Origin of the sequence: Salibacterium qingdaonense (assembly GCF_900114715.1) — a bacterium.
Taxonomy (GTDB): domain Bacteria; phylum Bacillota; class Bacilli; order Bacillales; family Marinococcaceae; genus Salibacterium; species Salibacterium qingdaonense.
The window spans coordinates 70,101-96,120 of record NZ_FOTY01000010.1; the positions used below are offsets into that span (position 1 = coordinate 70,101).

General features: G+C 46.9%; 32 protein-coding genes and 1 riboswitch. Of the genes, 3 read left to right on the forward strand and 29 right to left on the reverse strand.

Features of this window, described 5'->3' with window-relative positions; translation table 11 throughout:
- Positions 1 to 14 precede the first annotated feature (14 nt).
- The 8 genes from BM058_RS09730 to BM058_RS09765 form a co-directional block, all read right to left on the reverse strand.
- A complete protein-coding gene (locus BM058_RS09730; RefSeq protein ID WP_090926878.1) occupies positions 15 to 737 on the reverse strand; it encodes a pseudouridine synthase in 723 nt (240 codons plus the stop codon).
- Between the two features lie 112 nt (positions 738 to 849).
- On the reverse strand, positions 850 to 1,380 hold the full coding sequence (locus BM058_RS09735) for a spore maturation protein (RefSeq protein ID WP_090926840.1): 531 nt from the start codon (positions 1,378 to 1,380) through the stop codon (positions 850 to 852).
- Positions 1,381 to 1,382: 2 nt separating this feature from the next.
- Positions 1,383 to 1,976: a nucleoside recognition domain-containing protein gene (locus tag BM058_RS09740; protein WP_090926841.1), complete on the reverse strand. Its 594-nt coding sequence runs from the start codon at positions 1,974 to 1,976 to the stop codon at positions 1,383 to 1,385.
- 3 nt (positions 1,977 to 1,979) lie between these two features.
- Positions 1,980 to 3,125 (reverse strand): D-alanyl-D-alanine carboxypeptidase family protein, encoded by a 1,146-nt coding sequence (locus tag BM058_RS18745; RefSeq protein ID WP_281244693.1) that lies wholly within the window; start codon positions 3,123 to 3,125, stop codon positions 1,980 to 1,982.
- Positions 3,126 to 3,208: 83 nt separating this feature from the next.
- Positions 3,209 to 3,559 carry a stage V sporulation protein AE gene (spoVAE, locus tag BM058_RS09750; protein ID WP_090926842.1) on the reverse strand — a complete coding sequence of 117 codons (351 nt, stop codon included), beginning with the start codon at positions 3,557 to 3,559 and terminating at the stop codon, positions 3,209 to 3,211.
- Positions 3,556 to 4,578, reverse strand: coding sequence for a stage V sporulation protein AD (spoVAD, locus tag BM058_RS09755; RefSeq protein WP_090926843.1), 1,023 nt, complete (start codon positions 4,576 to 4,578; stop codon positions 3,556 to 3,558). Before spoVAD ends, spoVAE begins: the two co-directional genes overlap by 4 nt.
- A complete protein-coding gene (spoVAC, locus tag BM058_RS09760) occupies positions 4,575 to 5,051 on the reverse strand; it encodes a stage V sporulation protein AC (RefSeq protein WP_090926844.1) in 477 nt (158 codons plus the stop codon). Before spoVAC ends, spoVAD begins: the two co-directional genes overlap by 4 nt.
- 12 nt (positions 5,052 to 5,063) lie before the next feature.
- On the reverse strand, positions 5,064 to 5,489 hold the full coding sequence (locus tag BM058_RS09765) for a hypothetical protein (protein WP_090926845.1): 426 nt from the start codon (positions 5,487 to 5,489) through the stop codon (positions 5,064 to 5,066).
- A 97-nt stretch (positions 5,490 to 5,586) separates the two neighbouring features.
- Between BM058_RS09765 and BM058_RS09770 the strand changes: the two genes are divergently transcribed.
- Positions 5,587 to 6,105, forward strand: a complete 519-nt coding sequence (locus BM058_RS09770; RefSeq protein ID WP_090926846.1) for a hypothetical protein — start codon at positions 5,587 to 5,589, stop codon at positions 6,103 to 6,105.
- Positions 6,106 to 6,177: 72 nt separating this feature from the next.
- A complete protein-coding gene (locus BM058_RS09775; protein ID WP_090926847.1) occupies positions 6,178 to 6,879 on the forward strand; it encodes a DUF421 domain-containing protein in 702 nt (233 codons plus the stop codon).
- Here the strand turns inward: BM058_RS09775 and scpB are convergent.
- A complete protein-coding gene (gene scpB, locus BM058_RS09780) occupies positions 6,876 to 7,451 on the reverse strand; it encodes an SMC-Scp complex subunit ScpB (protein ID WP_090926848.1) in 576 nt (191 codons plus the stop codon). The two genes, BM058_RS09775 and scpB, sit on opposite strands and share 4 nt — an antisense overlap.
- Complete coding sequence (locus BM058_RS09785; RefSeq protein ID WP_090926849.1) at positions 7,444 to 8,199, reverse strand: segregation/condensation protein A; 756 nt, start codon at positions 8,197 to 8,199, stop codon at positions 7,444 to 7,446. The genes scpB and BM058_RS09785 overlap by 8 nt, the downstream gene beginning before the upstream one ends.
- Positions 8,200 to 8,341: 142 nt before the next feature.
- On the opposite strand from BM058_RS09785, the gene BM058_RS09790 reads away from it, so the two are divergent.
- A complete protein-coding gene (locus BM058_RS09790) occupies positions 8,342 to 8,851 on the forward strand; it encodes a DUF309 domain-containing protein (RefSeq protein ID WP_090926850.1) in 510 nt (169 codons plus the stop codon).
- Positions 8,852 to 8,894: 43 nt separating this feature from the next.
- Here the strand turns inward: BM058_RS09790 and BM058_RS09795 are convergent, their stop codons facing one another.
- The 19 genes from BM058_RS09795 to BM058_RS18855 form a co-directional block, all read right to left on the reverse strand.
- Positions 8,895 to 9,284, reverse strand: coding sequence for a GNAT family N-acetyltransferase (locus tag BM058_RS09795; protein WP_090926851.1), 390 nt, complete (start codon positions 9,282 to 9,284; stop codon positions 8,895 to 8,897).
- Positions 9,285 to 9,665: 381 nt separating this feature from the next.
- Complete coding sequence (gene ribH / locus BM058_RS09800; protein ID WP_090926852.1) at positions 9,666 to 10,130, reverse strand: 6,7-dimethyl-8-ribityllumazine synthase; 465 nt, start codon at positions 10,128 to 10,130, stop codon at positions 9,666 to 9,668.
- Between the two features lie 14 nt (positions 10,131 to 10,144).
- Positions 10,145 to 11,353: a bifunctional 3,4-dihydroxy-2-butanone-4-phosphate synthase/GTP cyclohydrolase II gene (locus BM058_RS09805; protein WP_090926853.1), complete on the reverse strand. Its 1,209-nt coding sequence runs from the start codon at positions 11,351 to 11,353 to the stop codon at positions 10,145 to 10,147.
- A 60-nt stretch (positions 11,354 to 11,413) separates the two neighbouring features.
- Entirely contained in the window at positions 11,414 to 12,046 is a 633-nt protein-coding gene (ribE, locus tag BM058_RS09810; protein ID WP_090926854.1) for a riboflavin synthase, read from the reverse strand.
- Positions 12,046 to 13,137: a bifunctional diaminohydroxyphosphoribosylaminopyrimidine deaminase/5-amino-6-(5-phosphoribosylamino)uracil reductase RibD gene (ribD, locus tag BM058_RS09815; RefSeq protein ID WP_090926855.1), complete on the reverse strand. Its 1,092-nt coding sequence runs from the start codon at positions 13,135 to 13,137 to the stop codon at positions 12,046 to 12,048. Before ribD ends, ribE begins: the two co-directional genes overlap by 1 nt.
- A 187-nt stretch (positions 13,138 to 13,324) precedes the next feature.
- A riboswitch (FMN riboswitch) is annotated at positions 13,325 to 13,472 on the reverse strand.
- A gap of 104 nt (positions 13,473 to 13,576) precedes the next feature.
- Positions 13,577 to 14,896 carry a diaminopimelate decarboxylase gene (gene lysA / locus BM058_RS09820; protein WP_090926856.1) on the reverse strand — a complete coding sequence of 440 codons (1,320 nt, stop codon included), beginning with the start codon at positions 14,894 to 14,896 and terminating at the stop codon, positions 13,577 to 13,579.
- Between the two features lie 88 nt (positions 14,897 to 14,984).
- Positions 14,985 to 16,487 carry a spore germination protein gene (locus BM058_RS09825; protein ID WP_090926880.1) on the reverse strand — a complete coding sequence of 501 codons (1,503 nt, stop codon included), beginning with the start codon at positions 16,485 to 16,487 and terminating at the stop codon, positions 14,985 to 14,987.
- A gap of 62 nt (positions 16,488 to 16,549) precedes the next feature.
- Positions 16,550 to 16,978 carry a stage V sporulation protein AB gene (locus BM058_RS09830; protein ID WP_090926857.1) on the reverse strand — a complete coding sequence of 143 codons (429 nt, stop codon included), beginning with the start codon at positions 16,976 to 16,978 and terminating at the stop codon, positions 16,550 to 16,552.
- Positions 16,960 to 17,580, reverse strand: coding sequence for a stage V sporulation protein AA (locus BM058_RS09835; protein ID WP_090926858.1), 621 nt, complete (start codon positions 17,578 to 17,580; stop codon positions 16,960 to 16,962). Before BM058_RS09835 ends, BM058_RS09830 begins: the two co-directional genes overlap by 19 nt.
- A 65-nt stretch (positions 17,581 to 17,645) precedes the next feature.
- Entirely contained in the window at positions 17,646 to 18,401 is a 756-nt protein-coding gene (sigF, locus tag BM058_RS09840; RefSeq protein WP_090926859.1) for an RNA polymerase sporulation sigma factor SigF, read from the reverse strand.
- Between the two features lie 5 nt (positions 18,402 to 18,406).
- A complete protein-coding gene (gene spoIIAB / locus BM058_RS09845; RefSeq protein ID WP_090926860.1) occupies positions 18,407 to 18,847 on the reverse strand; it encodes an anti-sigma F factor in 441 nt (146 codons plus the stop codon).
- A 2-nt stretch (positions 18,848 to 18,849) separates the two neighbouring features.
- On the reverse strand, positions 18,850 to 19,200 hold the full coding sequence (spoIIAA, locus tag BM058_RS09850) for an anti-sigma F factor antagonist (RefSeq protein WP_090926861.1): 351 nt from the start codon (positions 19,198 to 19,200) through the stop codon (positions 18,850 to 18,852).
- Positions 19,201 to 19,311: 111 nt separating this feature from the next.
- Positions 19,312 to 20,484, reverse strand: a complete 1,173-nt coding sequence (locus tag BM058_RS09855) for a D-alanyl-D-alanine carboxypeptidase family protein (RefSeq protein ID WP_245736928.1) — start codon at positions 20,482 to 20,484, stop codon at positions 19,312 to 19,314.
- Between the two features lie 110 nt (positions 20,485 to 20,594).
- Positions 20,595 to 21,893 (reverse strand): pyrimidine-nucleoside phosphorylase, encoded by a 1,299-nt coding sequence (locus tag BM058_RS09860; protein WP_143083008.1) that lies wholly within the window; start codon positions 21,891 to 21,893, stop codon positions 20,595 to 20,597.
- Positions 21,894 to 21,917: 24 nt separating this feature from the next.
- Positions 21,918 to 22,748 carry a purine-nucleoside phosphorylase gene (locus tag BM058_RS09865; protein WP_090926862.1) on the reverse strand — a complete coding sequence of 277 codons (831 nt, stop codon included), beginning with the start codon at positions 22,746 to 22,748 and terminating at the stop codon, positions 21,918 to 21,920.
- 1 nt (position 22,749) lies between these two features.
- The gene (locus BM058_RS09870) at positions 22,750 to 23,583 is read right to left on the reverse strand and encodes a purine-nucleoside phosphorylase (RefSeq protein WP_090926863.1); all 834 of its coding nucleotides are present in this window, start codon (positions 23,581 to 23,583) and stop codon (positions 22,750 to 22,752) included.
- The gene (gene deoB, locus BM058_RS09875) at positions 23,580 to 24,782 is read right to left on the reverse strand and encodes a phosphopentomutase (protein ID WP_090926864.1); all 1,203 of its coding nucleotides are present in this window, start codon (positions 24,780 to 24,782) and stop codon (positions 23,580 to 23,582) included. Before deoB ends, BM058_RS09870 begins: the two co-directional genes overlap by 4 nt.
- A gap of 24 nt (positions 24,783 to 24,806) precedes the next feature.
- The gene (xerD, locus tag BM058_RS09880) at positions 24,807 to 25,694 is read right to left on the reverse strand and encodes a site-specific tyrosine recombinase XerD (RefSeq protein ID WP_090926865.1); all 888 of its coding nucleotides are present in this window, start codon (positions 25,692 to 25,694) and stop codon (positions 24,807 to 24,809) included.
- Positions 25,615 to 25,881 carry a DUF4227 family protein gene (locus BM058_RS18855; RefSeq protein ID WP_407690172.1) on the reverse strand — a complete coding sequence of 89 codons (267 nt, stop codon included), beginning with the start codon at positions 25,879 to 25,881 and terminating at the stop codon, positions 25,615 to 25,617. Before BM058_RS18855 ends, xerD begins: the two co-directional genes overlap by 80 nt.
- Positions 25,882 to 26,020: the final 139 nt, after the last annotated feature.

Sequence of the window (26,020 nt, forward strand, 5' to 3'; positions counted from 1 at the left end):
GCTGATTATGACACTTATGTGACAGCAAACTCTTTCAGCTGTTTCACTTCTATCGGCTTCAGCTTTCTTTTCTCTCCGGGACGAAGGTTTTCAAGAGTCAGCGGACCATATTTTTCCCGTTTCAGCTTTATGACGGGATGATCGATCTCTTCAAACATTTTCCGCACCTGTTGGTTCCTTCCTTCATGTATGCTGATTTCTACAATCGATGAATTCGTTTTTTTATTCGACGATTTGATTTTTACTTTGGCGGGTGCGGTCTTTCTTCCCTCAAGCTCGATACCTGTCTGTAAACGATGCAGTGATTCTTTGGAAGGTCTCCCCCGGACTTTTGCAACGTAGGTTTTAAACACCTTATTTTTCGGATGCATCAAAAGGTTGGCAAATTCCCCGTCATTAGTCATGAGAAGCAGACCGGACGTATCATAATCCAGTCTGCCTACCGGAAAAATTCGTCTTGTTTCCTCTTCAAAAAAGTCCGTCACGACACTCCGGTTTTTATCATCACTGACTGCTGAAATAACCTGCTTTGGTTTGTACAGCAAATAATAGACAGGCTCTTCCCGGTCAATTGGTACGTGATCAACTTCAACCGTGTCTTTGTTCGGGGTAACTTTTGTACCCATTTCTTTTACTACACTTCCATTTACTTTTACTCTTCCTTCCTCTATCAATTTTTCTGCTTTTCTGCGGGATGTTACTCCTGCGTCTGCTATAACTTTCTGAAGTCTTTCCATCTTTTTCACCTCATGTTCCATCTTACCCATCTAAACCTCGTTTCACAAGTGCCGCAGTACCAACCCTGCCCACGGAACGCAAAAAATCTTCCGCCGAACGGAAGATTTAAGATTATAAAAAAATCATGCTGACGATAAATACAGATGCTGCGACACCGGCAGCATCCGCGGCCAGTCCGACTTTTAGTGCATCCCCGATATGTTTTACACCTGCTGCGCCAAAATAAATGGTGATCACATACAATGTCGTATCGGTGCTGCCCTGCATCGTAGAGGCCAGACGCCCGATAAACGAATCCGGACCGTACTCATTAAGCAGCGAACTCATCATCCCGAGCGCACCCGTTCCGGAAATCGGACGTATCATGGCAAGTGGTGCAATCTCAGCCGGTACTCCCGCCAATGCTAAAACCGGTGCTATCGCTTGAACCAAAAGATCCATCGCACCGGACGCCCGGAACACTGACACCGCTGTCAGCATTCCGACAAGGTAGGGAATTAATGATACAGCCATCTGAAAACCGTCTTTTCCACCTTCCACAAAAGCGTCATATGCCGGCACCCGCTTCACTGCCGCGTGAAGAATAACAGCAAAAAGAAGCATTGGTACCACCCAGATGGACACCGTATTCATCCAGCCCATGTTTACCCCTTTCCTTTACGGGTACGCCGGAGATGAAAAAAACGATCGATGACAAGCGCACAAGCTGTGGAACAGCCGGTAGCCAGTATCGCCGCCCCGACTATTTCGGCGGGTTCCGACGAACCGTAGTTCATTCTCACCGCGATAACGGTGGTCGGTATCAACGTCAGCCCTGCCGTATTCAATGCCATGAATGTAATCATGGAACGGCTGGCTTCGTCTCTGTCGTCATTAAGCTTTTTCATTTCTTTTACTGCTTTGATTCCCATTGGGGTTGCAGCGTTTCCAAGTCCCATCAGATTGGCTGTCATATTGGAAAGAATGTAGCCCATGGCTGGATGGTCAGGGGGAATATCAGGAAACAATCGGACCACAGCCGGCCGGAGCCATGTTGTAAATTGATCCAGAAGGCCGCTGTTTCTGGCCACATTCATGATACCGAGCCAGAATACCATGATACTGACTAACCCAAAACAGAGTGTAACAGCGTCTTCCGCCCCTTTAAACAACGCTTCCGACACTTCTTCCATTCTCCCGTTAAACATAGCCGTTATAATTCCGGCACCAAGAAGAAACATCCAGATGTAATGTACCACCGTTTACCGCCCTCCCATGAACATCTGTACACATTCACGAAATGCAGGGAACCATCCCGGGCTGCTTTCTTCCGGCTGGTCAATAAACACGGGCATGCTGTGGATAGAACGGCCTTTAAGCTTCCAGGTTATTTTTCCCGCCGCCGATATTCCTTTAGGGTAACGGTGGTCCCGGTTTGATAACGAGAGGGACCGTGATACGTCATCACTTTCTTCTTCTGTCAATGGATAATGGAAATCCCTCGGCAGAAATAATCTCCCCTTCTCTTTGTGTTCGCTGGTTATCGTTTCGTCTGCATTGGCAAGCTGAATAAGCTTAAATGAGGAAAATCCCCATTCAAACATAGAAATATGGTCCTGCCAATCGGAAGGAGCATCCAGTGTAACCGCGATAAGATCCATATTATCTTTTTCCGCGCTTGAGACAAGCGTACGGCCTGCCTTCCTGGTATAGCCTGTCTTTCCACCTGTTGTATACTCATACATAGAGGTGAGAAGTTTATTTTTATTCTGCCAGATGCGTTTCCCGTCTTCCTGCTGCGGTGCTTCGTACGTTTTAAGACTGGTTACTTCTCTAAAACGTTCTTTCTGCATGGCATATCTCATAAGAAGCGCCATATCGTATGCCGTTGAATAATGATTCCCGTCGTCGTCAAGACCGTGAGGATTTGCGAATCTGGTATTTTCCATTCCGATCTCACGGGCTTTCTCATTCATCATATAGACGAATCCTTCCGAACTGCCCCCGACAAATTCCGCCACCGCAACGGCTGCATCATTTCCTGAACGGAGCATCAAACCCGTCGTCAAATCTTTCAGTGTCATTTTCTCACCCGGTTTCAGATAAAGAGAGGAACCCTCTACGCCGGATGCATTGGCACTGATTTCTGTCGTCTGATTCCATCTGTTTGACTCCAGAGCCAATACAGCGGTCATGATTTTCGTTATACTAGCGATATCCCGCTTTTCATGGGCGCTTTCGTCAAATAAAACCCTGCCGCTCTGCTGTTCCATAAGTACTGCCGCTTCCGCTGACGTATCGACTCCTCCTGTATGTTCCGCCTCTGCTGTCAGGGGGAAAGTCCCTAACAGAAAAAGAAGGACGGCCGCTGTGCACCATTTCATATCCATCCCATCTTCCTTGTCCATTTCTTATCCTCATATCTATTCCGGCTTCAAGGTATTATGAATGGAAGAATAACAAAGATGTACAGCCTTTTCAGGAAAGCCATTTATCCTTTCGGCTTAAAAAGAAGTGCAGCGGCAAACGAGAAAATAACCGCAGCTGAAATCCCGGCGCTTGTTACTTCAAAAATTCCGGTAATTACCCCGATAATACCATTTTGTTCTGCTTCGGCCATCGCTCCGTGAACGAGAGAGTTCCCAAAACTTGTGATGGGAACAGTAGCACCGGCTCCTGCAAAATCAACAAGCGGTTCATATAATCCGATGCCATCCAGCACAGCTCCCGACACAACAAGAACAGTCATCGTGTGGGCCGGTGTTAATTTTGCTGCATCCATCAAAATCTGACCAATCACACATATTATTCCACCTACAATGAACGCCCAGACATACATCATGGCTGTCCTTTTCCCCCTTTCTGTTCAATAGCGGCAGCATGTGCAATACATGGTATAGATTCATTCTGCCGGCTCGTCAAGGGACTCAACAGTGCCCCTGTTGCCGCAACAAGGACGCGGGTTATTTCTCCTTGCTGCATGCGGTTGATAATATTTCCGTACACAACAGAAGCGGAGCATCCGGAACCGCTCGCCCCGGCCTGCACATTCTGTTCCTCCTTGTAAAGCATGACGCCGCAGTCAATGCACTGCTCGTTTGTCACCATAATACCGCGTTGACGGAGAAGTTCCTTCATAATTGGAAGACCGATTTTTCCAAGATCTCCTGTAATGATGTAGTCATAATAAGAAGGATCACGATTTAGATCAGTGAAATGTGCTTCAATAGTATCCGCTGCTGCCGGGGCCATCGCAGCTCCCATATTATAAGGATCCGTCAGCCCGCGGTCGATGACTTTTCCAATCGTGGCAGAACTTACCGCTGCTCCTTTTTCCCCCCTTCCGATTACAGCGGCACCTGCTGCAGTAGCCGTCCACTGAGCCGTTGGAGGTTTTTGTGCCCCGTATTCGGTTGGATAACGAAACTGTTTTTCCACAGCAGCGTTATGACTGGCCGATCCGGTCAGTATATAATCTGCTTCTTCGTGTTCAATCAGAAGTGATGCCAGCGCAAGCCCCTCCATCGAGGTGGAACAGGCTCCAAACAACCCAAGATAGGGAATACCCAGACTCCGGCACGCGAAATTAGTTGCAGTCATTTGATTGATCAGATCCCCCGCTAGAACAAATTGAATATCTTCAGGGTTTTTAGCGGCTTTTGCTATCGCTGTACGTGAGGCTTCTTCCATTAATTTTTTCTGAGCATTCTCAAAGGAGGACTCCGCCATCCATATATCATCAAACAACTGATCAAAATCCCGTGCCAGGCTGCCTTTTCCTTCAAATGGACCGCCGACAACACCTGTAGCTGCGATGATGGGCCGTCCCGGAAAAACCCATGTGCGGCTGCCCTGAATCATAATGATCCCCCCGTAACCTGAATCCATATCGTTTTGATAAGAGCGATAATAAATGCCGCCACTGTCCCGAACACAATTACAGAACCGGCCAATTTGAACATATTGGCACCAACTCCAAGTACCAGACCCTCTGTCCTGTACTCCATAGCAGCACTTGCCATAGAGTTGGCAAATCCAGTAACCGGTACCGCAGTGCCCGCTCCGGCGAACTGCGCAATCTTGTCGTACACTCCCAGCCCCGTCAAAAGTACGGAAAGAAAAATCAGCACAGCAATGGTTGGGTCTCCTGCTGTCTGTTCATTAAAATCAAAATTATGAATAAATAAGGATCGGATCCCCTGTCCAAACGTACAGAGCGCACCGCCGATCAAAAAAGCTTTAACACAGTTGAAAACAATTGGTATAGATGGTTCCGACTGTTTCGCAAATGTTTGATAGGCTTGGTTTTGTTTAGGTTCCGTTTTGTCACTCATCGACAGCACCTTTTATCCTTTCATATGATCTTCAATGCCGGTTAATCTTTTTTTACGCTTTTTTCCAGATAAAGATTTCTTCTGTAACTCTTCTTTGAATCCATTTAATTCGAGCCACACTTTGTAATCCGTCGAAAAATGAATGGTTTTTTCCGGATAATGTTTTTTCAAAAGGGCATGTCCTTTTTTCCGGACAGAGTCAAGCCGCAGCCTGGACCATTGTGTCACCGCCACTCCTGCGTAAAGATTTTTACCTTCCATCACCGCGTGGGCGGACGTTACCTCATCCATGTCCTCGAGCAGCTTTTCCGGATAATTTGTAATGGCTGTCGTATTGGTTAAAGACGACTCTTCCTTATCACCGCACCCCGCAGCAGGCAGAATCAGGACTGCGGTCAGTAGAACCGGCTTCATTACCAGGGAGACAAACTTTTTCATTTTTCTCTTCCTTCCGTAACGTCGTGCCTTTATAGTATGAAATAGCATGTCTTTTTTTATGTACACCGGCATCCAGAGAGAAGAAAGAGGTGATTGCTTGGCACTTGAATTGGTGCTGCTGTCGTTATTTATAGTCTGTGTGTTTCTGTTTTTGCTTGTACTTTGGAGGAAAATAAAAAAGCTGGAGCAATGTCAAACAAAGATGGCTCGTCGTCTTGAAAGCATGCAGAAATTGTTCAAAGATAAAGAACTGGAGCAGGAAAAAGAGGAAGTACGCCATCACCTGCACATGAAGGCGCTTGACATCCGCAATACCGTTTATAAACAGACAAAAGGTCCGCATCCGCAGGCTGTTCATCATACACCCCAGTCCTCCGGATATACCGATGAATACCTGAAAATACTGTTCGGCCCGGAAAGAGCAGGGAATATTATTCACTTGTTTCTCTCCTACCAAACGTACGTAAAAACGTATTGGGAGACCGAAAAAGGGAGGATTCGGACGGTTTTCCGAAAAGATACGTCAAACAACGGGATCGGAGAAGTCGAAGACATTCAAGCCGCCTCCCGCGATCTTTTGGAACAGCTGGATGATACACTTCACCACTTTCATTGAGCGGAGCGTATTTTTCTTTCCATAAGGGGAGACTAATCAGGGAGCAAGGATTTTAGCTTATGGGAGGATGCTATGGGGGTTCATTTCTTACAGCTGACGGTGGAATTGACTATTGGTTTCATCGCTCTTTTGGTTATCACGAAGGTACTCGGTAAAACACAGATCAATCAATTAACTCCGTTTGATTTCATTTCTTCCATTGTTATGGGGGAATTGGTCGGAAATGCGATCTACGATGACGAAATCGGTCTTCATTATATTCTGTATGCCGTGACATTATGGGCAGTACTTGTAGGGATTGTGGAAAGCATTACCCAGAAAAAAAAAGAAACCAGAAGTATGCTGGAGGGAAAGCCGGCTATCGTTATCCGGGAGGGGCAGCTGGATTATGACATGCTCCGTAAAAACAGGCTGGATTTAAATCAGCTGCAGCATTTGCTCAGAGATAAGGACATATTTTCGATGCAGGACGTGCATTATGCGATTCTTGAAGCAAATGGAACAGTAAATGTGCTGAAAAAACCTCACGCCGCCTCCGCCCTCAAAACAGATTTACATGCCGATCCGGGACCGCCGCCGCGGCTTCCGCTCGCGGTCATACTGGACGGGGAATGGGTGGAAGACAATATTACAGAATCCAGCATTTCAAAGCGGGACATTCTCGAGCGTCTTCAAATGAGAAACATCCCGGAAATCAACCGGGTTCTTTATGCGGAATGGAGCGGAGAATATCCCCTTTATATCGTTTTGTACGACGAACCCGGAGCTACCTAGTTCTCATCTTCAAGTTCTTTAAAGAACAGATCCGCCTCTTCTGTAGAAGGTTCTTCCGGCTCTGCTCCAAGCGCAGGCAGTTCCTCCAGTGAAGAAATATTAAAATGTTCCAGGAATCGTTCTGTCGTCTTATAGAGAATCGGCCGGCCTGGTGCCTGGGCGCGTCCGCTTTCCTGAACAAGTGCCTTATGTATAAGTGTCTGAACAGCTCTTTCGGATTTGACTCCGCGGATATCATCAATTTCTATCCGGGTAATCGGCTGATTATAGGAAATAATGGCAAGCGTCTCCAGGGCAGCTTGAGACAATTTAGCCTGCCTGGGTCCTTCTGCCAGTTTTTCAATGTACGGAGCAATACTGTCCGCTGTCACAAGCTGAAAACGCGTGCCGAAACACTGCACCTGCAATCCCGGTACGTCGTCTTTCATGGACTGCTGTAATAAAAGGAGCTGCTGTTTTGTTTCCTGTTCCGTCAGGTCAAGAACCCCGGCAGCGTCCTGAAGTTCGAGCCCTTCATCCCCACATACATACAGCAGTCCCTGCAGTATATGCTGATAGTTTTCTTCACTCACCGACGAGCTCCTCCTCTGTTTGGTATACCATAATCTCTTCAAAATTTTCTTCCTGTACACATGTAATCTGCTTGTGTTTCATTAATTCCAGTACGGCCAGAAAGGAGACGACCATATGGGATCTTTCTCCGGAAGGGAATAGTTCAATAAATGTAATGCCGTTCTGTTTATCTTCAAGAAAAGAAAGAATCGAGGTCATTCTGTCTTCAATTGTTACTTCTCCGCCTTTAATTTTCGTTTCTTTCGGAGTGTGGTAACGGACACGCTCTTTCAGTTTCTGGTAGGCATCCAGCATATCAAACAAAGACAGATTTTCCGGCACGGCCGCAGCATATTTCTCCTCGATAGCTTCCTCATCCATAGAAGATCCTTTTGCATACCGTCCGGCTCCTTCCTGTTCTTTTTCACGAAGTTCCACCGCTGCTTCCTTATATTTTTTATATTCAACAAGCCGGCTCATCAGTTCCTGCCTTGGATCTTCTTCTTCCACAAATGCATCTTCGCCCGGATCCTCTTCACCAGGAAGCAGCATCTGGCTTTTAATTTCCAGAAGTGTGGCAGCCATCACCAGGTACTCACTTGCAATGTCAAGCTCAAGCTCCTGCATTGTCTGCACATAATGCAGATATTGTTCGGTGATTTCCGCCACCGGAATATTGTAAATATCAACTTCCGCCTGCTGAATCAGATGAAGCAGCAGATCCAGAGGACCCTGAAAAGTATCAATTTGCACACTGTATCGTTCCATAAGCTGAATCCTTTCCCGTCATACTGGTTTCCATTATACCATATCCTTTCCCTTCCAGGCATTGCAACTTTCGAATGAAGAAACTCCATTCATCGTGATATAATGTTTTGAATAAAATCTTTCAGCCAAAGGATGATACGTTATGTATCCGGAAGCATACATTCAATTTCTTGTTCAGTTTCACGCCTATCGTGACTACTTTGAATGCCATGAAATACTGGAAGAGTACTGGAAAGAACATGACTTTGAAAATCGAACCAGCGTCTGGGTTGGACTCATTCAAACGGCTGTCGGGCTTTATCACCACCGGCGCGGCAATGAAAAGGGTGCCGTTAAAATCTGGGCAGGTGCCCGCCGCATTATTGAAAAGAATACAAAACGGCTGTTTGATTTAGGTGTAGATGCCAAAAGCCTCCTTCAGCTTCTCGAAAAACATCAATCCGATGCAAAATATCACCGGCCGTTTGAAGATATGAACCTGCCGCTTATAGACCCGGATCTTATAAATCAATGCACCGCCGAATGTGAACGCCGCAGCATATCATGGCAGCATCCAAGCGACATGTCAGATAAACAGCTTGTTCACCGTCATATCCTGCGGCATCAAACGGCGGAGCCCGAAAAACGTCTGCATCAGAAACGGAACATATAAAAAGCCGCTCCGGATTGCATCCGGAACAGCTGAGTAACTGGATTTATCCACTTGCTTCTTCCGTTTTCCCTTTTTCGTCGCGGGATACTTTCTCTTCACATGTGTCGAGAAACTCTTCGGTCTCCACACAGCCGGTAAGATTCCCTTCAAGCCGGTCTTTCATTGTCAGAACCATTTTCTTCCCGATTCCTTCTTCCCTATAGGAAGGATTAACGCAGATATGTTTCAGTTCGGCGGAACCGTCTTCATGGAAATACAGTCCCATTACACCGATAACATCTTCCTGCTCCTTCCACAGATAAAGCTGCCAGTTTTTCTCGTTCTCATAATACTGCATCGTTTCCTGCAGCTTCTTGACTTCTTTTTCTTCCGGCATATAAGACAGGAGACCCATCGCGATTTTTTTGTATGCTGACTTGAACTTGATAAACATTGACATCATCCCTTATTAGAGAGAGTATGTTTCTTCTCTCTCATTATACTTCATCTTCTTCTTTTGAAAAGAGTGAAACCGGATTCTTTAAGCTGAATGTATGACTTTCTCTCCTATTCAGCCTATGCATCTCAAGCGTTAACTACCGCCCAAATGTAACACAATTGCAATCGTTATGCCAACTCTATCTTAACCGCCCTTTTACAGCGTTCGGGCGAAGAATCAAATGACAGTCCTGCTTCCCTTTTCAGTTTCTTCAAACGGTACCTGCACTGGAGCTGCATCTCAAGTTTCCCATCATTTTGCCGTTTTCGCGCAGACAAGAGAAAACATGGCGGATTCCCGCCATGTTTCGGTGATTTCTGTCATAGTCTACCCTTTTTAAAGATTTTTATCAAGGTTAGCCATCTCCACAGCGGATACTGCTGCGTCCGCTCCTTTATTGCCGGCTTTTGTACCGGCGCGTTCCACCGCTTCTTCAATAGTATTTGTCGTCAAAATACCGAAAATGACCGGAAGATTGTAATCTAGAGAAACCCGGCTTATTCCTTTAGCCGATTCGGCACAGACGTAATCAAAATGCGGGGTCGATCCTTTGATGACGGTGCCAAGTGTTATGATAGCATCGTACTTCCCGGAGGCTGCCATTTTCTGTGCGGCAAATGGAATTTCAAATGCTCCCGGAACCCAGGCAATATCCACATTTTCCTCTGCTGTGCCGTGCCTTTTCAAAGTGCCTTTCGCACCTTCAAGAAGTTTTTCGGTGATAAAATCATTAAAACGGCCTACCACTATACCAATATTCAAATGTGTTCCATTTAGATTCCCTTCATATATCTGTCCCAATGTTGTCTCTCCTTTTATAAATGGAGCATATGCCCCAGTTTGGAATATTTTGTGCGCATGTAATTTTCATTGTCTTTATGATGGGGCATCTCAAGTGCAACCCGTTCCGCTACTTCAAGTCCGTATCCGTTCAATCCGGTAATTTTGCGGGGGTTGTTCGTCAACAAACGCATACTCGATATGCCGAGATCGCGTAGGATCTGAGCACCGATTCCGTAATCCCGCAGATCGGGTTTGAACCCGAGTTTTTCATTAGCTTCCACCGTGTCATATCCTTCTTCCTGCAGTTCATAAGCTTTCATTTTGTTAATCAGTCCGATACCGCGGCCTTCCTGCCTCATATAAAGAAGGACGCCCCTTCCTTCTTTTTCAATCTGCTGAAGTGCTGCCTGAAGCTGAGGTCCGCAGTCACAACGGTGGGAACCAAAAACATCTCCGGTCAGGCATTCAGAATGCACTCTCACAAGCGTCGGTTCACCGGGGATGAGCTGCCCTTTAATAAGAGCAATACTTTCTTTCTCATCCACAACAGACGTATAGCCGACAGCCCGGAAGTCTCCAAAATCGGTAGGAAGGTTGATGTCTGCTTCTTTTTGCACGAGTTTATCTTTTTTGTGACGGTACTGAATCAAGTCCTTTATCGTAATCATTTTAAGCTGATGTTCATCTGCTATTTCACGCAGTTCAGGAACCCTTGCCATCTCTCCGTCTTCCCTGATTACTTCGCAAATTACTCCCGCCTGTTCCGCTCCTGATAACGCAGCCAGGTCCACCGCTGCTTCTGTATGTCCTGCACGCCGCAGTACTCCGCCTTTTTTGGCAATAAGCGGGAACACATGACCCGGACGTTTAAAATGCCGGCTCCTGCTTCGTGGATTCATCAGTTCCCGGATGGTTTCGGCGCGCTCTCCCGCTGATATACCTGTTTTGGAGGACTCATGGTCGACACTGACAGTAAACGCCGTTCCGTGCGGATCTGTGTTCTGATCAACCATCGGCTGCAGTTCAAGCTCATGCGCCCGCTCTTCAGTGATCGGGGTGCAGACCAATCCTCTGCCGTACGTAATCATAAAATTTATGGACTCCGGTGTGATCCGGTCGGCAAGCGCCACAAAGTCTCCTTCATTTTCCCGGTCTTCATCATCACAAACAATGACCGTGCGACCCTGCATCAACTCATAAATAGCTTCTTCAATCGGATCAAACCAATTTTTTTCTGCCATCACATTCACCCTCTTTTTCTCTTCGTATCCTGCTTCAGGATGATATAAAATTGTTGTTTTTTATGCCTTTTTATCCGGGTTGCTTATATTTTCACCAAACCTGGCGGATAAGAGTCTTTCTGTGTACTTCATCAACATGTCAGCCTCGATGTTGACGGGATCTCCCACCTGTTTATCACTAATGGTTGTTTCCTGCCAGGTATGGGGTATAAGAGAAAGTGTGATGGTGTCTTTGTCATCATTCACATCAAATATCGTCAGACTGATACCGTCGACAGCGACCGATCCTTTTTCACTCATATAAGGAAGAACGGCAGCCGGCATGGAAATGTCTACATAATAAGCATTTTCGTAGGGGGAAACAGCAGCTATTTTCCCGGCAGCATCAACATGACCACTGACAAAATGGCCGCCGAATCTATCGGAAGCCTGCAGCGCCCGTTCCACGTTCGCCCGGGCTCCCTCTTCCAGTACATTCAGGCTGGATGCATACATTGTTTCCGGCATCACGTCTACAGTAAATGCGTCTTCACTGAAACCGGTCACGGTTAGACAGACGCCATTTACCGAAATGCTGTCTCCTATTTTTATATCTTCTGTTATTTTAGGAGCCTGCAGCGTGAGTACCATGGTATCCGAGTCTTTAAGAATACTTCGGACAACGGCTGTTTCTTCTACAATACCAGTAAACATTATTCATTCCCCTTCCGGACTGCTGTTACTTTTATGTCTTGACCGAGTTGTTCCACCGAATGTACTTCAAGGCGCGGCGCTTCATTCAAATGTGCAATACCTGAACCGCCGGCTGACGTTGGTGCCAGGCGTCCCCCGATCAACACAGGTGCGGTATAGGTGATAAACTCCTGAAAACGCTTTTCTTCGACAAATCTGCCGTGAATTTCAGATCCTCCTTCGACAAATACAGAGAGGATGTTTTCGTTTCCTAGAATACTCAAAACTTCTGCGAGCTGTACGTCCGCCTCTGAGGCCTGATAAATGACCGCGCCCGTCTGTGCCAGGTTCCGTTTTTTTTCCGTGGATGCCTCTGCTCCGCAGAAAATCCATACCGGAGCCATATTGTCCTGCAGCATCGATGCTTCAAGCGGTATACGCAGATGCCGGTCCAGTACTACACGGACGGGTTGTAATCCCCCTTCCACAGCCCTCGCCGTCAATGACGGATCATCATGAAGCACAGTGCCGATACCTGCCAGAATGGCATCGTGTTCATGACGCAGACGGTGACTGTCCTTCCTTGATTCTGTGCCGGTTATCCACTGGCTTTCACCGGTGGCCGTCGCCGTTTTCCCGTCCAGAGATACAGCTGTTTTCAGTGTGACATAAGGAAGTCCGGTTTTCATAAAATGCATGAAATACCTGTTCAGCCACTCCGCACGATTATTTCCTGTGCCGATGGACACCTCAATCCCGGCTTCCTGCAGCCTTTTTACTCCACTCCCACTTACTTCAGGATTTGGATCCAGGGCAGCGATGACCACCCGGCGGATACCACTTTTTATCACTGCTTCCACACAGGGAGGGGTTTTTCCGGTATGAGAACACGGCTCGAGTGTTACATACATTGACGCCCCTTGTGCATCGTTACCTGCTGCCTGTAATGCATGAATTTCTGCGTGCGCCTCTCCTGCCTTCAGGTGCGCACCCATTCCAGCTGTCGTTCCGTTTTTTACAACGACAGCACCGACAGATGGATTCGGGGAAGTCTGCCCTTTTGTGCTTTCCGCCAAGTGAAGAGCAAGATCCATATATTCTTCATCCGTCATACCGATTGCCTCTTTTCTTTTAAAATAAAAAACCCTGAAAACGGTATACGTCTCCAGGGTGGTTCAACATACGAAAATAAGCATTGTTCATTTACAAGCCTCTAACGAACCGGTCTGATCAACGTATGCGTATTGCTCAATAACGGCACACATCAAACTTCCCGGATACGTTCCGGCTCTGAACACGGCTTTTCTTCTCCCATCCAGACTATCACTGTCGGTCTCGGATTTTCACCGAGTCCACCGCCGAGACAGAGCCTCTGCGGGTCGCGGACTAAAAAGCAAAGAGCTTCATCACCGCCGGCTGGGAATTTCACCCCACCCCGAAGTGGTTACAATGTAACCAAACCGTTTCATATTTATATACTGATTTTATCTTCCTTGAAACATACCCGTCAACTATTTGAACCGCTCTTCTCAGAGCGGTTCAAATGTGTTGTTATATTTTTTCTTTCAACCGAAGGGGAAGATCGTTTTTCAAAAGGTCTTCGATTGATTCCCTCTGCACGACAAGGTCGGACTCTCCGTCCTCAACGAACACAACCGGCGGCCGGGTAAAACGGTTATAGTTGCTCGCCATCGCAAATCCATAGGCTCCTGTACAGAAAACCGCAAGAATATCTCCCGGCTCTGCGTCCGGAAGAGGGAGATTCCACATCAGCATATCTCCGCTCTCGCAGCATTTGCCGGCTACAGCTGTACGACCCGGCGCTTCTTCGTCAGCACGATTGGCCAGGATTCCTTCGTATTCTGCATTGTATAGTGCCGGCCGGATATTATCTGTCATTCCCCCGTCTACCGATAAATAGTTACGCACACCGGGAATGTTCTTTTTTGATCCTACTGTATAAAGAGTCGTACCGGCATCACCGCTGATGGAACGTCCAGGCTCAATCCATATTTCCGGGAGTGCCATATCTGCATCAGCTGCTTCTTTTTTGACGGCAAGAATAAGGTCTTTGACGTAATTCTCCGGTGCAAGCGGTTCGTCGCCTTCAACGTATCGGATTCCAAATCCACCACCAGCATTGAATACTTCCGGAACGAAATCATATTCTTCTCTCCACCGCTTAAACTCGGCAAACAACTTTTCCACCGTCAGCACAAAACCGTCTGTATCAAAGATTTGGGACCCGATGTGGCAGTGGATCCCCCGCAGATTTATAAAAGGATCAGCCTGCAGTGAGGCTATGGCCTGATCAGCCTGTCCACTCTGCAGATCGAACCCGAACTTCGAATCTTCCTGCCCGGTGGAAATATACTCATGGGTGTGGGCTTCAACTCCTGGTGTTGTACGGAGAAGCACCTGAACTGTCTGATTATTATCCCGTGCCTGCTCTTGAATCATTGATAATTCGTGAAAATTATCGACAACGATGCAGCCGACGCCGAGTTCCAGCGCGAGAGCTATTTCATCATCACTTTTATTGTTTCCATGCAGATGCGCCCGCTCCATCGGAAAGTCCGCTTTCGCCGCTGTTATCATTTCACCGGCAGATACCACATCAAGACTTAAGCCAAGCTCCGCGGCCAGCTGTACCATAGCTATGCAGCTGAATGCTTTGCTTGCATAGGCGACCTGATAAGGAACGTCCGCCTTTTCAAATTCCTGTTGAAATCCTTTTGCCCTTTCTCTCATCAACGCAACATCATATACATAAACAGGCGTGCCGTACTCACCTGCAAGCCGGGTCGTATCCACCCCGCCGATTTCAAGCCGCCCGTTTTTATTAATCCGACTGGTTCCGTGTAGATACATGACTCGTTCTCTCCTTCTAGGCATCAATGAATGATTACATTTTAGCATCATTTAAGAAGGAGAAAAAGAAAAACTGTTCTCCTGCCCGTCATGCTTTCGGAGGCTGCCGGATTTTATCCTGCGGATTCACGATGCCCGGGCGCCGGCGCAGATTAGGAACGGTTGTGCGCACAAGAACCTGCCAAAGCGCCTTACCGTCAAACGGAAGAAACGGCCACAGATACGGTTTGTTTAATGACCGGATCGAGGCAAGGAACAAGAACAGAACAGTAGTTGTGATAACAAATCCTACAGCCTGAAAAGAAACAACCGCAATCAAAAGGATAAAGCGGAATATTTTCAATGCAATCCCAAGCTCATAGCTTGGTGTAGCAAATGTTCCAATCGCCCCAAGCGCAACATATAAAATAACTTCAGAGGTGAACAGCCCCACTTCTATCGCTATTTCCCCAATCAACAAGGCTGCAACGAGACCGAGAGCTGTTGCAAGCGGGGAAGGGGTATGAATGGCTGCCATCCTCATTAATTCTATGCCGATTTCGGCGATAACAATCTGCATAAATTCCGACACATTCGAATCTTCCGTCGGACCGATATAGTTCAGCTGATCCGGCAGCAGCTGCGGTTCGAGTACGACAAGCAGCCACAATGGAAGTATAAAAAGAGAAGCAAACATGCCGAAAAAGCGGATCCATCTTAGATAGGTGCCGATAAATGGTGCCTGCCGGTATTCTTCGGCGTGCTGCACATGATGGAAAAAGGTAGTTGGTGTGATGATAACGCTTGGAGAAGCATCTACAATAATGACGACATGTCCTTCAAATAAATGAACCGCAGCAACATCCGGCCGCTCCGTATAACGGACAAGAGGCATCGGATTGGCACCCTGATCGACAATATACTCCTCCACTACTTTATCGGCCATTGAAAGACCGTCTACGTTAATTGCTTTCAGTTCATCTTTTATGATATTAACCATGTCAGGGTCGGCAATGTCTTCAATATACGAAATACAGATATCGGTTTTCGAACGTACGCCGACTCTCATAATTTCGTGGCGGAGTCTTTCATCTCTTACCCTTCTTCTCGTTAACCCTGTATTTTCGATAATATTTTCTGTGTAGCCGTCCCGTGCTCCGCGCACGACTTTTTCATTATCCGGTTCCTTCGGACTCCTGCCGGGATAATTACGCACATCGACGACCAGGGCCCGTTCTTCCCCATCTATGAGAATGAACACAAGACCCGAAAGCATTTCTACTATGCAATCTTCAAGGTTGTCTTTATAATCAACCTGGACTTCTGTTAGATGGTTTTCCACCGCTTCACGAACATAAGGCGTTTTCCGGTCTCTTGCCTCCACTTTCATAAGTTCTTTTAAAAGTTCGGTCAGCGCCTCCATATCAACGAGACCGTTCACATAATAAATCTGGATTTCCCTGTCCAATATGTGCAGTCTTCGGATGCCCGTATCAAAACTGGTTCCTATACCGACTCTTTCTTTTAAGATTTCTTCATTTTCTTCGATACTTGGGGAAATGCTCGAAGCTTTAGTGTCTTCCGGAGGTATCCCCTGTTTCTCCAAGTCCATCGCATCGGGTTTGTTCCGGAATATCCATTTTCCTTTACGCATGTTAGAAACTCCTCTATATATTAGAATGAGAGCGATACATAAACAAGCCAGTGAAATAATGACCCTGCCGTTTTACCAAGAACGATGGCCATCACTAAACTCATTACGTCATTTTCCATTCCAACCCTTTTAGCAAGAATAGGGAACACATTTAATACTTCTGCAAGCGCCGCAGCCAGCATGCCGACAAATACCCCGGCGGCAAGACCGACAGGTACCGTAAAAAAACCGGGAAGGGAAAAGCGAATCGGATGAAGGACGGCAATAGTGCCAAAAACTCCTCCGCCGGTAACCGCAAGTTCATACAACCATACGGCCTTTTTAGTGCCGGTGATCTGAACGAGTCTTGGTATGATTCCAAGAACAGAAATAAAAGCAACAAAACCGCTTCCTACCGCCAGTCCGCCGCTCAAACCTACAAAAATAATAATCAGGACTTCGACGGCCATTTTGAACTCCGGTCCGACTTGGATTCCGCGGCGTATTCTTCCATGTCCTGGCGGTATTGAAACATTTCTATTTCCAGTGGACTTGGTTCTTCATTCAGCCGCTTTTTAAAGAGACGATTAAAAAACAAAATCATTCCAAGACCAAGACCGAAAGAATAAGGAATCTGCAGAAGCAGAGGCTGCTCCAGGTGTTCTCCGGTGATCAGCTGATAGATGGTCTGATGGACTGCCAGCATACTTACATCTTCATGAAAATTCATAATGGCAAGAGCCGCCCCGGTAAACAGCAAAAACCATACGAGCAGTACCGAAATCAGCTTTACCTGTCCGCGCCCGGTACGAATGTCGACCACTACCTGTGGTCTTCCAAGAACATTCACTTCAAGATCAGGATACACCGAATGAATGCGCTGCAGTACGGTCAATCCATCGACAACAATGTGGTGTTTATCCTGAGCTGTCACCTCATACACTTCAATATCCAGAACTCCTGAAATAAGCTCTTTATCTCCTTCGACAAGTGCAACATCCTTCACAAACAGATGCTCTCCGGGAAGTACAGAACCGGGTGAAAAAAACTGCAGATACACACGATTTGCCATATCCACTCTCTCCTTTGGCTTAGTATGACAGCACCCGGGTCATGCTATACAAAAAAAGCCAGTCATCATTCCGATAACTGGCTTTTCATTTTTTCAAGTATCCGCTTTTCAAGGCGTGATACCTGCACTTGTGATATGTCGAGCCGCCGGGCGACTTCGGACTGTGTATTATCTTTATAGTAACGGAGATATACAATCACCCGTTCCCTTTCTTCGAGCTGTTCTACAACCTCTTTCACCGCAAGCTGATCGAACCATCTGTTGTCCTTTTGATCCGCAATTTGATCAATCAGCGTGATAGGATCCCCGTCGTTTTCGTAAATTGTTTCATGAAGGGAGGAAAGAGACCTTGCAGCTTCTGTCGCGAACACTATTTCCTCGGAAGGTACGTCGAGCTTTTCCGCGATCTCATTCAACCCCGGAGCTCGTCCCATTTCCTTTGTCAACTCTTCTTTTGCTTTGCGCACACGGTTGTTCAGTTCTTTCAGAGAACGACTCACTTTCACTGTACCGTCATCACGGATAAACCGCTGGATTTCGCCGATAATCATTGGCACTGCATACGTGGAAAACTTTACGTCATACGAAAGATCAAATTTATCAACTGATTTTATTAGCCCTATCACACCGATTTGAAATAAATCTTCCGGATCATACCCACGGTTGATAAAACGCTGCACAACAGACCAGACGAGCCTCGTATTGTGTTGGACAATATCGTCTCTTGCCTCTTTGTTCCCGTCTTGGCTTTTCTGTATCAACCCCCTGATTTCATCATCCTGAAGAGGTTTCTGTTTTTCCAGTTTAGTGTTCATGCCCATTCCCCTTAATTGCAGAGTGTCCGGGCGCCGGCCAACCTTTTTTTCAGGTAAACTGTCGTCCCGGTTCCAGGCTCTGAAATAATTTCGACCTCATCCATGAAGTTTTCCATAATGGTAAATCCCATACCGGAACGTTCCATATCCGGTTTTGTCGTAAACAGTGGTTCTTTCGCCTGGTCAATGTTGTCAATTCCATTTCCATCGTCTTTGATGGTGATTTCCAGCGAGTCGGTTTCAATTTTCACCATGACACGGATAGTGCCGGCCGGATTCTCGTCATACCCATGGAGAATGGAATTCGTCACCGCCTCTGAGACAACCGTTTTCAGCTCAGTCAGCTCGTTCATGTCCGGATCCAGCTGTGCAGCAAAAGCACCAACGCTCACTCTTGCGAATGCTTCATTTTCACTCAACGCGGAGAATTCAAGTTTCATTTCATTTTTCATCCTCAGGCTACCCCCAATATCCGTAATGCGTCCGTCTCCCTATGCTCAAGCCGCAGAATCTTAAACAACCCGGATAATTCAAATAAGCGTTTCACCGGTGCTGAAATGGAGCATACCACCATTTCTCCTCCCAATTTTCGAATCTGCTTGTACCGCCCAAGAATGACGCCGATTCCTGAGCTGTCCATAAACGTCAGTTCCTCCAGGTTCAGTACGATATGGAGCGGACGGTACTTTTCCATATGCTCTTCCACCTGCCCGCGTAATTCTCTTGACGCATGGTGGTCCAGTTCCCCTTTCAGCCGGATGCACATTACATCACCGACCTGCTCCAGGTTAACAGTAAGACTCATGTTCTTCCCCTCCAGTTCACGTAATTAAATGGTTCAGTGCTCTGTTCTCTAAGGGACAGTGCTTTTCCTTCACGCATGACAAAACTAGTGTGATTTCGTTAAAAAACCCCATCAGGACGCATTCCCCATCATCCGCTGCATGGACCGCCCAAACAGTTCCGTCCAGCCTGCCGGTACAATATCTTCTTTTAAGACAAGATCCGCTTCGGATAAAAGGTCGTTTTCATTATAATACCGGATGGTTCCTACCTGTTCTCCTGAAGAAGCAGGTGCTGTGACTATCTTTTTTGTTTTTATTTCTTCTGTAATATTTCCAGCATCCTCTCCCTTACGGAGAACAACACCTGCGTCTTTTTCAAGTACCGCTTCTGCTTCAGCATGTTTCCCTTTTTCTACACGTACTGAAGTCACGGTGTCCCCTTTGCTTGCAAGTTGATGATATTCATGGTGTTGAAAGGCATCATCAAGAAGCGATGCAGTAATCTGATTCCTTTCTTTCGGAGAATCCGCTCCCATCAGTACTGTAATGATTCTCATCCCGTTCTTTTCTGCCGTAGCAGTGAGATTATACCTGGCTTCTTTTGTGTATCCGGTTTTCAGCCCGTCCACCCCGTCATAGTGACGGACAAGTCTGTTCGTATTGACCAGCCAGAATTCGTTGTCCTTCCCTTTTCTTAAGTAATCTTCATACAATCCGGTATACTCCAGGATTTTTTCGTACTGCAGCAGTTCACGGCTGATTGCTGCCAAATCCTGTGCCGATGTATAGTGCTTATCTGCCGGTAGTCCCGTCGTGTTTTTAAAACTCGTATGTTCCAGGTCCAGGCTCTTTGCTTTTTGATTCATCTTTTCAATAAACGCGCCTTCCGATCCGGAAATATGTTCTGCCATTGCCACTGATGCATCGTTTGCTGAACCAACTGCAATTCCCTTCAGCATCTCATCCACTGTCATGACTTCGCCTTCTTCAAGAAAAATCTGCGATCCGCCCATCGAAGCAGCCCGATTACTGGTGCGCACCTTATCATTGAGCTGTATTTTTTCATCCTCCAGAGCTTCCATTATTAACAGCATCGTCATGATTTTTGTCATGCTGGCCGGCGGCAGCTCTTCTGTCTCATTTTTTTGATAGAGCACCTGACCCGTTTGTGCATCCAATACATAAGCCGATACGGCATCTTCGGCTGCCTCCTCAAACTGCGCTTTTGCTTCACTGCTTCCAAGAAGGATGACAGAAGCTGCTGCTGCGATTACCACAAATTTAAATCTTCTTTTCTTTCTCAAAACCAGCCACCTCCCAATTCCGTTTTCAGTTTTAGTATTTCCAATGATTTCTTTGTATATACAAAAAGATCTTCAGGATAATTATCCTGAAGATCTTAATGGGTCACTGCCTAAATGGAGTCGTATATTAATTCCGGTTTTTCCACTTCGCTTGGGGAAAAACTGTAAGCCTGTTGAATCATATCGGAGACAGCTTTGATATCGTCCTGATTGACATGCATAACCGCAAGTGTCTCTCCCTCTGCAACGTAATCACCGATTTTTGCTTTCAGTTCAATTCCTGCTGCGTAATCAATCACGTCATCTTTGGCAGCGCGTCCTGCCCCGAGCATCATCGCAGCCTGACCAATCCGTGCGGCCTGCATGCGGCTGACGTAGCCTGAATCCGCAGCCGGCACTTCTACTTGTTTCTGAGCGGAAGGGAACAAATCAGGGTTATCCACCGGGGCGGAATCACCTCCCTGGCTTTTCACAAACTGTTTCATTTTTTCAAGCGCTGTTCCATCGTTGAGTACGTTCTCCACGAGTCTGCGTCCTTCTTGTTCATCTGAAGCTTTGCCGCCGAGTACCGCCATGTGTGAAGCCAGAGTAACACTTAATTCGTGCAGATCCTCCGGCCCATTTCCACGCAGGGTATCGACCGCTTCTTTCACTTCAAGAGCATTTCCGACAAAATAACCAAGCGGCTGGTCCATATTGGAAATGACAGCCATCGTTCTGCGGTTCAATGAATTTCCGATATCCACCATAGCGCGCGCCAGTTTTTTTGCCTCTTCGAGATGCTCCATAAACGCGCCGGAACCTGTTTTCACATCCAACACGATGGCATCCGCACCGGCTGCGATTTTTTTACTCATTACAGAACTGGCTATAAGCGGTATGGAATTTACGGTTCCAGTGACATCCCGAAGCGAATATAATTTTTTGTCGGCGGGAGTTAGATTTCCGCTCTGCCCGGCGACAGCGAGCTTATTTTTATTGACGAGATGAACAAACTCCTCTTGGTCCATTTCGGTCCGGAATCCTTCAAAAGCTTCCAGCTTATCAATGGTTCCCCCGGTATGACCAAGTCCTCTCCCTGACATTTTGGCAACAGGAATATCGAGTGCTGCCACGAGGGGACCCAGAATCAATGTTGTTTTGTCTCCCACTCCACCAGTGGAATGTTTGTCCACTTTTATTCCATCAATTGCCGATAAATCAAGCTGATCTCCTGAACCTGCCATCTCTATCGTGAGAGCAGCCGCTTCCTGCTGGGTCATCCCCTGGAAAAAGACGGCCATTGCAAAAGCGGATGCCTGATAATCAGGAATATCCCCTTTGCTGTAGGCTTGAATAAACCAGGTGATTTCTTCTTCCGACAACTCGAATCCGTCTCGTTTCCTGGAAATGATATCGACCATTCTCATCGTGAGCACCGTTCCTTTCCTTCGTTATGTGGAGGACTGTAAAACCAGTATTTCCTTGACGAGAGAAATGAATCGGGGTTTCGTCCGGGACGCGGTCTCCATCACTTCTTCATGGGACACCCCTTCGATTTCCTCCCCTACAGCCATATCTGTAATACATGATATGCCAAGAACTTTCAGCCCGGCGTGATTCGCCGTGATCACTTCCGGAACGGTGGACATTCCCACCACGTCACCACCCAGGCGGCGCAGCATAATAAGTTCAGCAGCTGTCATGAATGAAGGGCCGGAAATGCCGGTATATACTCCTTTCTGCAGAGAGAAGCCAAGACGTTCAGCTGCTTTCACAGCTGTCTGCTTCCAGCCGCTGTCGTAAGCCTGGCTCATATCCGGAAACCGCGGTCCGAGACTGTCATCATTCGGACCAAGAAGCGGATTCGTACCGGTTTGGTTGATATGGTCTTCAATAACCATCAGATCGCCGGGCCTGAATAAAGGATTCATGGCGCCGCACGCATTCGTTACAATGAGAGACTGGGCACCAAGTGCTTTCATCACACGAACCGGAAACGTCACTTCCTGCATGGAGTATCCTTCGTAGTAATGAAAGCGTCCCTGCATTGCAATCACTTTCTGTCCCTGAAGCGTTCCTGTTACGAGACGGCCGGCGTGTCCTTCAACCGTGGAAACCGGAAAATGAGGGATGTCTTCATAATCCACTTTCACCGCACCTTCTATTTCTTCGGCCAGATCTCCGAGCCCTGAGCCGAGAATCATACCGATTCCGGGTTCGATGTCGATCGTTTCCTTTAGATAAGCGGCGGCTTCTTTTGTCTTTTTGGACATTTCTTCCATGTTATTCGTCTCCTTTTTCCACTCGTCCTATGATTTCTTTCATCAGCTGCAGAAAATCTTCACGAACCTTTTCTGTCGTTTCGATAACTTCACTATGACTGAGCGGCTGATCCAGTATTCCTGCTGCCATGTTGGAAAGGCAGGAAATGCCTAGAACATTCATTCCTGCGTGGTTCGCTGAAATGACCTCGGGAACAGTGGACATACCGACCGCATCTGCACCCAGTGTCCGGATCATTTTCACTTCAGCCGGTGTTTCATAAGCCGGCCCTGTATTGGCAGCGTAAACGCCTTCCTGCAGCGTAATTCCAAGGGAAGAAGCAGCGGATTTCGCCGTGTCTATCAGCTCCGGCGAATAAGCCGACGATAAGTCAGGAAACCGTGGACCAATTGATTCATCATTTTTTCCGATAAGCGGATTATCACCGAGCAGATTCAGATGATCTTTAATAATCATCAAGTTCCCCGGGGAAAAGGTTTCATTTACACTGCCTGCCGCGTTGGTGACAAGCAGATTCTTTACGCCGGCACTGCGCATGACCCGTACGGGAAACGTTACGTCCTGAAGAGTATAACCTTCATAATAATGAAAACGACCCTGCATAGCGATAACTTCGCGGCCCTGCAGTGTACCAGCTACCAGCTGTCCGGCATGCCCCTCTACGGTTGAGACAGGAAACCCTGGAATGTCTTCATAAGGAATCTTCACCGCATCTTCAATCTCCTCAGCTAAAACGCCGAGTCCTGATCCGAGAATAAGCCCCGTTTTTGGAGTGATGTCCAATTGATCCCGCAGATAATTTGAGGCCTCTTCCAATAAGTGTCTCGTTGTCATTTTTGTCCTCCTGATTCATGTATCTGATGTAAGAAGCTGGTCCCGTATTCCGGTGACGTAATCTGGAAATTGTCAGCAATGGTGGCACCGATGTCTGCAAACGTCATCCGGCGTCCCAGATCAATTCCATAAGCCGCCCGTTTTGTATAGGCAATAAGCGGTACAACTTCACGAGTATGATCGGTACCGTGGTGAACCGGATCGTTGCCGTGGTCCGCGGTTATAATAAGCAGATCGTCTTCTCTCATCTCGTCAAGCAGCGCCGGAAGACGGGCGTCATATTCCTCGAGGGCGCGGCCGTATCCTTCTGGATCGCGGCGGTGCCCGAACTTGGCGTCAAAATCGACCAGGTTTAAAAAGCTGATACCATGGAAATCTTCTTTTGCCGACTCCGTAATTCTCTCCATTCCGTCCTCGTTGGAATCCGTCCGCACTGCTCTTGTGATACCTTCACCGTCATAAATATCGCTTATTTTGCCGATGGCGATACTGTCCAGACCGGCGTCTTTCAATTCATTCATCACCGTCCGGCCAAAAGGTTTCAACGCATAATCATGGCGGTTGGATGTGCGTTCAAACGCGCCGGGGGATCCGGCAAAAGGTCTTGCAATCACTCTGCCGATCATATAAGGCGCTTCGTAGGTAAGTTCTCTTGCTTTTTCACAGATACGGTGGAGTTCCTCCACCGGTACTATTTCTTCGTGCGCTGCAATCTGAAGTACCGAGTCCGCAGATGTATATACAATCAACGCACCAGTTTCCATATGTTCTTCCCCGAGTTCCTTTATAATTTCCGTACCCGAAGCTACTTTGTTTCCAATAACGCTTCTTTCTGATACTTCCTCAAGCTGTTGGATCAATTCGTCCGGGAAGCCGTGCGGAAATGTACGGAACGGTTCACGGATGTGAAGACCCATGATTTCCCAGTGACCGGTCATGGTATCTTTACTGTTCGAAGCTTCCTGCATCACTCCGTAAGAAGCTGCAGAACGGGCTACAGGATGAATGCCTTCCGCCTTTTTAATATTTCCAAGTCCGAGCTGTTCCATCGCCGGCATCCGGAGTCCGTTACAGTGTTCAGCTGTGTGGCCGAGCGTATCTGCTCCAGAATCTCCGTACTCAGCAGCATCCGGTGCCTCTCCAATACCAACGGAATCCATCACAATGAGAAATATTCTTTGAAATGAATCATGTGTCATGTTTATTCTCCTTCCTCTCCTTCTTTATGCTCTGGGGTGATAGTGAAGATAAACGTCTTTCAGTTTCCTGTTGGAGACATGCGTATAAATCTGGGTAGCGGAAATATCTGCATGTCCCAGCATCTCCTGCACAGCTCTCAGATCCGCTCCATTCTCAAGAAGATGGGTTGCAAAAGAATGCCGCAGTGTATGAGGAGTCAGCGACTTCTCGACCCCCGCTTTCGCTGCCGATTCTTTTAGGATTTTCCAGAAACCCTGTCTCGAGAGCTTGTTTCCATGATGATTAACAAACAGTACATCATGCCTTTTCTTCTTCATTAAAGCCGGTCTTGCTCTTTGCACGTATTCCTCAACGGCATCAGCAGCCGCTTTACCAAGTGGAATGATACGCTCTTTATTACCTTTTCCAAGACAGTGTACAAAACCCATCTGCAGATGAATATCCCCGGTTTCCAGGCTGCACAGTTCACTGACCCGGAGCCCCGTGGCATACATCAATTCAAGCATCGCCTTATTCCGCTTGGCAAAAGAGGTTGTCCCGCCTGCTTCGGTCAATAAAGCTTCTATGTCTGTTGTTGATAATACGTCCGGAAGTTTTTTTCCGCTTTTAGGAAGTTCAATAAGTTCAGAAGGGTCTTTCACTGTTCTTTGTTCCCGAAGCAGAAACTGATGAAAAGCCCGGATGGAAGAAATGGTTCTGGCAATGGTTGACGATGAACGCCCATTTTCTTTTAAGTGATGCAGAAATTCAACAATCCAGGAACGTTCGATATTCTGCACATGCGTGATATTATGCTCCGTGAGATAATCAATGTACTGCCCGATATCTCTCTCATAAGAGCGGAGGGTGTTCTCCGCAAGCCCCTTTTCCACCTGACAGTAATGAATAAAATCGAGTAGGTCCGTCTTCAACTGCATTCCCATCCTTTTCCCAGTTACAGACCGGCAGAAAAGCATCACCGTTCCATACCTGTCTGGCGTCCGTTTCTGTTTTCCTGAGCCGGTCATCCCCTTCATATGTTTCACTTAACCATAGAATACCATAATAGAAGGAGAGAAGACACGCACTGAAAACAATAAAAATTTTAAAAGCCTCCATGATATGTGACAAGGTTTTTCCCAAGTATAATCTTCCTTTCTTTCAATCTTGAATTGCAATAATAAATGCAACAACCACCGAAATTCCATTATCTGTCATTATATAATTGTGGCCAACGCCTGTTCGTATCGGTCATTAG